This is a genomic window from Dyella mobilis (assembly GCF_016904945.1).
Taxonomy (GTDB): Bacteria; Pseudomonadota; Gammaproteobacteria; order Xanthomonadales; family Rhodanobacteraceae; genus Dyella_B; species Dyella_B mobilis.
In genome coordinates this window covers 1-9,179 of the sequence record NZ_JADIKF010000026.1, presented here as the reverse complement: position 1 = coordinate 9,179, position 9,179 = coordinate 1, and the positions used below count along the sequence as shown (strand labels likewise).

The 9,179-nt window shown below is 61.7% G+C and carries 1 protein-coding gene; it reads left to right on the top strand.

All coding sequences use genetic code 11. The features are described from left to right. Window positions 1–9,179: non-ribosomal peptide synthetase (locus ISS99_RS00250; protein ID WP_204629558.1), on the top strand; the 9,179-nt coding region annotated here is incomplete at both ends.

The following is a 9,179-nucleotide window of genomic DNA, read 5'->3' as shown; positions in this document are numbered from 1 at the left end:
CGTGCACGTCACCTATCGGGTGCTGCGTCAGGCCGATACGGCGGCCGCGGTCAGTCCCATCGGCGAGCGCATCCCGGATTTGCGTCTGTATCTGCTCGATGCGCAGGGACAGCCGGTGCCGCTGGGCACGGTGGGTGAGTTGTATGTGGGTGGCGCCGGCGTGGCGCGCGGCTATTTGAATCGTCCGGAGTTGACGGCCGAGCGCTTCCTGCCCGATCCGTTCAGCCCGCATCCCGATGCACGCATGTATCGCAGCGGCGATCTGGCCCGCTATTTGCCCGACGGCAACCTCGTGTTCCTGGGCCGTAACGACCACCAGGTGAAGATCCGCGGCTTCCGCATCGAGCTGGGCGAGATCGAGGCGCGGCTGGCCGAGTACGACGCGATTCGCGACGCGGTGGTGATCGCTCGCGAAGACGTGCCCGGCGACAAGCGGCTGGTGGCCTATGTCACCACCGAGGGCGAGAACTCCGACCTGGCCGCGGCGCTGCGCGCGCATCTGAGTGCACGCCTGCCCGATTACATGGTGCCCTCCGCCTTCGTGCAACTGGAGGCCCTGCCGCTGACGCCTAACGGCAAGCTCGATCGCAAGGCTTTGCCGGCACCCGATGGCGAGGCCTATGCACGGCACGCCTATGAAGCACCGCAGGGTGATATCGAGCGGATATTGGCCACGCTGTGGGAGGAGTTGCTCGGCATCGCGCGCGTGAGCCGTCGCGACAACTTCTTCGAGCTCGGCGGCCATTCGCTGTTGGCCATGCAACTGATGGCGCGCTTGCGCCGTCAGGGCCTGGGCATCGAAATCCGTTCGCTGTTCACCTCGCCCATCCTGTGCGACCTAGCCGCCACGCTCGGTAGCCACCACGATATCGAGGTACCACCCAATCGCATCACTGCGCACACCACGATCATTACGCCCGATACGTTGCCGCTGATCGACCTCACTCAGGCCGACATTGATCGCATCGTCGCCCACGTGCCCGGCGGCATCGCCAATATCCAGGACATCTACGCCCTCTCGCCATTGCAGGAAGGCATTCTGTTTCATCATCTAATGGCGACCGACGGCGACCCCTATCTACAAGTTCGCCAGGTCGCTTTTAACGATCGCACTTTGCTCGATCGCTATCTCGCCGCCACCCAGCAGGTCGTCGACCGTCACGACATCCTGCGCACGGCGTTTATCTGGGAACAGCTATCCAGACCCGCTCAAGTGGTACTTCGCCAAGCCTCATTGCAGGTGACTACACTGAGCCTCGATGCCGAAGACGGATCGATCAGTAAGCAGCTGTCGCGCCAGTTTGATCCACGCCACTATCGCATCGATCTCACCCAGGCGCCGCTGCTGCGCTTCGTCGTAGCCCACGACCCGCACCAGGATCGCTGGCTGCTATTGCAGCTGCAACACCATCTGATTGACGACATCACGTCGTTGAAGATGCTCGACCAGGAGACACGCGCGTTGCTCGCCGGGCCGCCGCACACACTGGACGTGCCACAACCGTTTCGTAACTTGATCGCCCAAACTCGTCTGGCTGTCGCACCGGAGGAGCGCGAACGCTTCTTCCGCACCATGCTGGCCGATATTGACGAGCCCGTTACGCCGTTTGGTTTGAGCGACGTACATCTGGACGGCAGCGGCATCGGCGAAGCGCGCAGCATGCTGCCGGAGGATCTTCATCAGCGCCTGCGCACTCAGGCACGCCGACTGGGTGTCAACCTCGCCAGCCTGTGCCATCTTGCGTGGGGCCTGGTCGTTGCCAAAACCAGCGGACGCGAATCGGCTGTGTTCGGTACCGTGCTGTTCGGCCGCATGCATGGCGGCGACGCCGCCGATCAGACCATGGGACCGTTCATCAACACCTTACCGTTGCGTCTCGATTTCGATCACACCGATGTCGAAACGAGCGTGCGACATGCCTATAGCCGATTGGCAGAACTGCTGCGTCACGAGCATGCCTCACTCGCCCTGGCACAAAAATGCAGCGGCGTTACCGCTTCCGCTCCACTGTTCAGTGCACTACTCAATTATCGGCACAACAGCACGCCTGCCTCACGAGAAACCTCGGCGCTGGATGGCGTCGAATGGATCGCGTACGAAGAACGTACCAACTATCCACTGACCCTTTCGGTCGATGATTTCGGCGACGCCCTGGGCTTGACGGCACAGGCCCTGCAACCGGCTTCTCCCACGCGCGTGTGTCAGTTCATGCAACGCGCGCTGCTGCAGTTGGTCGATGCGCTGGAGCATGCCCCACGCACGCCCGCGTGGCAGCTCGACGTGCTTCCTGCTGAAGAGCGCACGCTATTGCTGCGGACCTGGAACCAGACCGATGCGCCTTATCCGCAGGATCAGTGCATCCACCATCTTTTTGAACGGCAGGCGGCGCAAACTCCCGATGCCGTCGCCCTGGTCTTCGAAGACCAATCGCTCACCTACGCCCAGCTCAATGCACGAGCCAACCAGTTGGCCCATTACCTGATAGATCGGGGCATCTGCCCGGACGACCGCATCGCGCTTTGCGTAGAACGCAGCCTTGCCATGGTGGTGGGGTTGTTCGCCGTCCTCAAGGCGGGCGGCGCCTATGTGCCCCTGGATCCGGCCCACCCTTCGGATCGCCTTGCCCAGCTCCTTGCCGATGCGGCACCGGCACTGCTGTTGACCGACTCGGCGGGATCCGCGGCACTGAAGAGTGCCATGCCCCAAGGCGCGATCGACCTGGTCGGGGATGCGTTCCGTTGGGCAAATGCCAACCCTGGCAATCCGAAAGTAACTTCGCTCACCTCACGCCACCTGGCCTACGTCATCTACACATCCGGTTCTACCGGCACGCCCAAGGGAGCACAAAACGAGCATCGGGCACTCGTCAATCGATTGAACTGGATGCAGGAGGCATATGGCCTTCGTGCCGATGATGTCGTCTTGCAGAAGACGCCTTTCAGTTTCGACGTGTCGGTATGGGAATTCTTCTGGCCACTGCTCAATGGCGCCAAACTGGTCATTGCCATGCCTGAAGCACACAAGGATGCAAACTATTTAGTCGAGGTGATCACTCGCCATCGAGTCACCACGATCCATTTTGTCCCATCGATGCTGAGCATCTTCCTGGATGCCGACGGAGTAGCCGATTGCACCTCATTGCAACGGATCATCTGCAGCGGCGAGGCCCTATCTGCGTCGAGCATTCGCAAATATCGGCAAACGCTTCCCCACACGAGCCTGCACAACCTCTACGGGCCGACCGAAGCCGCCATTGACGTCACCGCGTGGACCTGTCCACCTGACTTCGATGCAACACTCGTTCCGATCGGCCGCCCGATTGCCAATACGCGCATTTATCTCTTGGATGCGCATCGCCAGCCGGTGCCGCTGGGCGCCATCGGCGAGCTCTACATCGGCGGTGCCGGCGTCGCTCGCGGCTATTTGAATCGTCCGGAGTTGACGGCCGAGCGCTTCCTGTCCGATCCGTTCAACCCGCATCCCGATGCGCGCATGTACCGCAGCGGCGATCTGGCCCGTTATCTGCCCGACGGCAATATCGAGTTTCTCGGACGCAATGATCACCAGGTCAAGATCCGCGGCTTCCGCATCGAGCTGGGCGAGATCGAGGCACGGCTGGCCGAGCACGACGCGATTCGCGACGCGGTGGTGATCGCTCGCGAAGACGTGCCCGGTGACAAGCGGCTGGTCGCTTACGTCACTACCTCAGCGCACGACGATGCGCTAGCGGCCTCGCTACGCACCTATCTGGGCGCACGCCTGCCCGATTACATGGTGCCCTCCGCCTTCGTGCAACTGGAGGCCTTGCCGCTCACGCTCAACGGCAAACTTGATCGCAAGGCCTTGCCTGCGCCTGATGGCGAGGCGTATGCGCGACACGCCTATGAAGCACCGCAGGGTGATATCGAGCGGATATTGGCCACGCTGTGGGAGGAGTTGCTCGGCATCGCGCGCGTGAGCCGTCGCGACAACTTCTTCGAGCTCGGCGGGCACTCGCTGTTGGCCATGCAACTGATGGCACGTTTGCGCCGTCAGGGCCTTGGCATCGAGATCCGATCGCTGTTCGCCTCGCCCATCCTGTGCGATCTGGCCGCCACGCTCGGTAGCCACCGCGATATCGAGGTACCGCCCAATCGCATCACCGAGCACACCACGAGCATTACGCCCGACACGTTGCCGCTGATCGACCTCACTCAGGCCGACATTGATCGCATCGTCGCCCACGTGCCCGGCGGCATCGCCAATATTCAGGACATCTACGCCCTCTCGCCATTGCAGGAAGGCATTCTGTTTCATCATTTGATGGCGACCGACGGCGACCCCTATCTGCAAGTGATCCAGATCGCCTTCCACGACCGCGCCCTGCTCGATCGCTACCTTGCCGCCACCCAGCAGGTCGTCGACCGTCACGACATCCTGCGCACCGCCTTCATCTGGGAAGGCTCCTCCAAACCCGCACAGGTGGTCCTGCGCAAAGCATCACTGCACATTACGGAAATCTGCCTTGATACGGCGAATGGGCCGATCACTGACCAGCTCTCGCGCCAGTTCGATCCGCGTCACCATCGCATCGATCTCACCCAGGCGCCGCTGCTGCGCTTCGTCGTGGCACGTGATCCGGAACAAGACCGTTGGTTGCTGTTGCAACTGCAACATCACCTCATTGACGACATCACGTCATTGAAGATGTTCGATCAGGAGATCCGGGCGATACTTGCCGGGTTGGCGCACACGTTGGGCAGCCCCCAGCCGTTTCGCAACCTGGTCGCCCAAGCCCGTCTGGCTGTTGCACCGGAGGAGCGCGAGCGCTTCTTCCGCGCCATGCTGGCCGATATTGACGAGCCCGTTACGCCGTTTGGCTTGAGCGACGTGCATCTGGACGGCAGCGGCATCGGCGAAGCGCGCAGCATGCTGCCGGAGGATCTTCATCAGCGCCTGCGTGCTCAGGCACGCCGACTGGGTGTCAACCTCGCCAGCCTGTGCCACCTGGCATGGGGGCTGGTGGTCGCCAAAACCAGCGGACGCGCATCGGCGGTGTTCGGTACGGTGTTGTTCGGCCGCATGCAGGGTGGCGATGCGGCCGATCAGACCATGGGACCGTTCATCAACACCTTGCCGTTGCGTATCGATTTCGACGGCACCGATGTCGAAACGAGCGTGAGACGTGCTTACAGCCGATTGGCTGAGTTATTGCGCCACGAACATGCCTCGCTCGCCTTGGCGCAAAAATGCAGTGGTATCGCCGCCCCGGCACCGTTGTTCAGCGCCCTGCTCAATTACCGGCACAACGGCGTATCGGTCGCCACGCCGGAGGCTTCGGTTGTGCGCGGAATCGAGTGGCTGGCGTACGAAGAGCGCACCAACTATCCGTTGAGCTTGTCGATCGATGATTTCGGCGATGCCCTGGGCTTGACGGCGCAGGCTCTTCAGCCGGTTTCTCCCACGCGCGTGTGTCAGTTCATGCAACGCGCGCTGCTGCAGCTGGTCGACGCGCTAGAGCATGCCCCTCGCACGCCCGTGTGGCAGCTAGACGTGCTTCCTCACGAGGAACGCACGCTGCTGCTGACCACCTGGAACCAGACCGATGCGCCTTATCCGCAGGATCACTGCATCCATCATCTATTCGAACGACAGGTAGCACAAACCCCCGATGCCATCGCCCTGGTCTTCGAAGACCAGTCGATCACTTACGCCCAACTCAATGCACGAGCCAACCAGCTGGCTCATTACCTGATAGATCGGGGCATCCGTCCGGACGATCGCATCGCCCTTTGCGTGGAACGCGGCTTTGCCATGATGGTGGGATTGTTCGCCATCCTCAAGGCTGGCGGCGCCTATGTGCCTCTGGACCCGGCCTACCCTTCGGATCGCCTTGCGCAAATCCTGCACGATGTACAGCCCGCGCTGTTGCTCCACGATGCAAGCGGGCGTCGTGCATTAGGCAACGAAGCGCTTGCATTCGCCGCAGAGTTGGCGATTGATGGGCCGGAACTGCCGTGGCGGACACGAGGCGAAACCAATCCTGAAATACCTTTGCTTGGACTGGCTTCGCACCACCTCGCGTATGTCATCTATACCTCCGGCTCCACGGGAATTCCCAAAGGAGTCATGGTTGAGCACCGCCACCTGGTCGCGTCCACTCTGGCTCGATCGGATACATACCGCATCGATACCGATACCAACTATCTACTTCTTTCATCCATCGCGTTTGATAGCTCGAACGCAGGTATATTTGGAACGCTGCTATTCGGCGGCGCACTGCATTTGCTCGACCAGCATGCCGCTTCGGATCCGCTGGCCATCCTTCGCTACTTGAAGCGCGCGCACATCACTCGGCTATTGTGCGTCCCTTCCTTGGCACGCCTGCTGTTCGCCTCCAAGGAGGGCGACGGACTCGGTGATGAACTGGAAAGCTTGGCCGATGTCATCGTCGCTGGAGAGCCCTGCCCCGACGATCTAGCCAGATCCCTCGTGGCCAAGGGACTATGCCTGTATAACGAATATGGCCCCACGGAAGCTACGGTGTGGGCCTCGCTCTATCGCTATCCTCGTGAGGGCGTGGCTGGCAAGAGCGTTCCTATCGGACGTCCGATTGCCAATACGCGCATTTACTTGCTGGACCAGCATGGCCACCCCGTCCCACTGGGTGTCGCGGGAGAGATCCACATCGGCGGCGCCGGCGTCGCTCGCGGCTATTTGAATCGTCCGGAGCTTACGGCCGAACGCTTCCTGCCCGATCCGTTCGGTGCACATCCGGATATGCGCATGTACCGCACCGGCGATCTGGCGCGCTACCTGCCTGACGGCAATCTCGAGTTTCTCGGCCGCAACGACCACCAGGTCAAGATCCGCGGCTTCCGCATCGAGCTGGGCGAGATCGAGGCACGACTGGTCGAGCACGAGGCGGTCCGCGAGGCGACGGTGATCGCACGCGAAGACGCACCCGGCGACAAGCGCCTGGTGGCCTACGTCACCACCATGGCCGATACCACGGGTGAAATCGCAGCCGCGCTGCGCGCCCATCTGGACACGCGCCTGCCCGATTACATGGTGCCTTCGGCTTTCGTGCAGTTGGACGCACTGCCGTTGACGCCCAATGGCAAGCTCGATCGCAAGGCGCTGCCAGCACCGAGCAGCGAGGCCTACGCACGTCGCACCTATGAGCCGCCGCTCGGTGACGTCGAGCAAACGTTGGCAGCGATCTGGGAAGAGCTGCTTGGTGTCGAACGAGTAAGCCGCCACGATAATTTCTTCGAGCTCGGCGGCCATTCGCTGTTGGCCGTGCAACTGATGGCACGCTTGCACCGTCAGGGCTTGGGCATCGAGATTCGCTCGCTGTTCTCGTCTCCCGTCCTGCACGAGCTGGCCGCCGCCCTCGGCAGTCACCAAGATATCGACGTACCGGCCAATCGCATCACCGAACGTGACACGACCATTGCGCCCGACACGTTGCCGCTGATTGACCTTACCCAAGCCGACATCGACCGCATCGTCGCCCACGTGCCCGGCGGCATCGCCAATATCCAGGACATCTACGCGCTCTCGCCATTGCAGGAAGGCATTCTGTTCCACCATCTTCTGGCGACGGATGGCGATCCGTATCTATTTGTCGGCCAGATGACTTTCGCCAACCGCGCCCTGCTCGATCGCTATCTTGCCGCCACCCAGCAGGTCGCGAATCGCCACGATATCCTGCGCACTGCATTCGTCTGGGAGCAGTTGTCGAGGCCGGCTCAGGTGGTATGCCGACAGGTAGCACTGGCCATTACGGAAATCAGCCTGGATGCAGCAGACGGGCCGATCAGCGAGCAACTTTCGCACCGCTTCGACCCGCGCCGGAACCGCATCGATCTTACCCGAGCGCCTCTGCTGCGCTTCGTCGTGGCACCTGACCCGGATCATGGCCGCTGGCTATTGCTGCAACAACTGCATCATCTGATCGGCGACCATTCCACCTTGGAGATACTACATACCGAAGTGCAAGCTTTCATGGCAGGAAACGGCGATGCATTGCGTCCGCCACAACCCTTCCGCAACCTGATTGCCCAGGTACGGCTAGGCCTGTCGCAAAACGAGCACGAGCGTTTCTTTACCTCCATGCTTGCGGATATCGACGAACCCACGACACCCTTCGGCCTGGGTGACGTGCATCGTGACGGCAGCCGCGTCCAGCAAACTCGCCACACGTTGCCGCAAGACCTTCACAAACGCCTGCAAATCCAGGCACGTCGCCTGGGCGTCAATCTGGCCAGTTTGTGTCACCTGGCCTGGGGACAAGTCGTTGCCAAGACCAGCGGGCGCGAATCGGTGGTGTTTGGCACGGTGCTGTTCGGACGCATGCATGGTGGCGAAGGGGCCGACCAGGCGATGGGGCTGTTCATCAACACTCTGCCATTGCGGCTCGATCTCGACGACACGGACGTCGAAACGAGCGTAAGGCAAACCTATGCGCGACTGGCCGAGCTGCTGCGCCACGAGCATGCATCGCTTGCACTGGCGCAACGCTGCAGTGGGGTACCGGCTTCGGCACCGCTGTTTAGCGCATTGCTCAACTACCGCCACAACGCCGCCATTTCGGCATTACACGACACCGAGGTCGGCAAGGGTATCGAATGGCTTTCTGCCGAGGAGCGCACCAACTATCCCTTCGGACTGTCGGTTGAGGATTTTGGGGACGCTCTGGCCTTGACCGCTCAGGTAGCGCACCCCATTTCGCCCGCGCATACCTGCCAGCTCATGCACCGTGCCCTGGAGCAATTGGCCGATGCACTGGAACGCGCTCCGCGCACGCCGGTACGACAACTTGACGTGCTGACGCCCGAAGAACGCACTCTGCTGCTGACCACCTGGAACCAGACCGATGCGCCTTATCCGCAGGGTCAGTGCATCCATCATCTATTCGAACAGCAGGTGCTGCGCACACCGGATGCCGTCGCACTCGTCTTCGACAACCAATCGCTTACCTACGCCCAGCTCAATGCGCAGGCCAATCAGCTGGCTCATCACCTGATCGCACAGGGCATCGGGCCCGACGATCGGGTCGCCCTCTGCGTCGAACGCGGCACCGCCCTGGTGGTCGGGCTGCTGGCCATTCTCAAGGCCGGTGGCGCATATCTGCCGCTCGATCCGGTCTACGCTTCCGAGCGACTCGCACTGATTCTGCGCGATGCGCAACCGC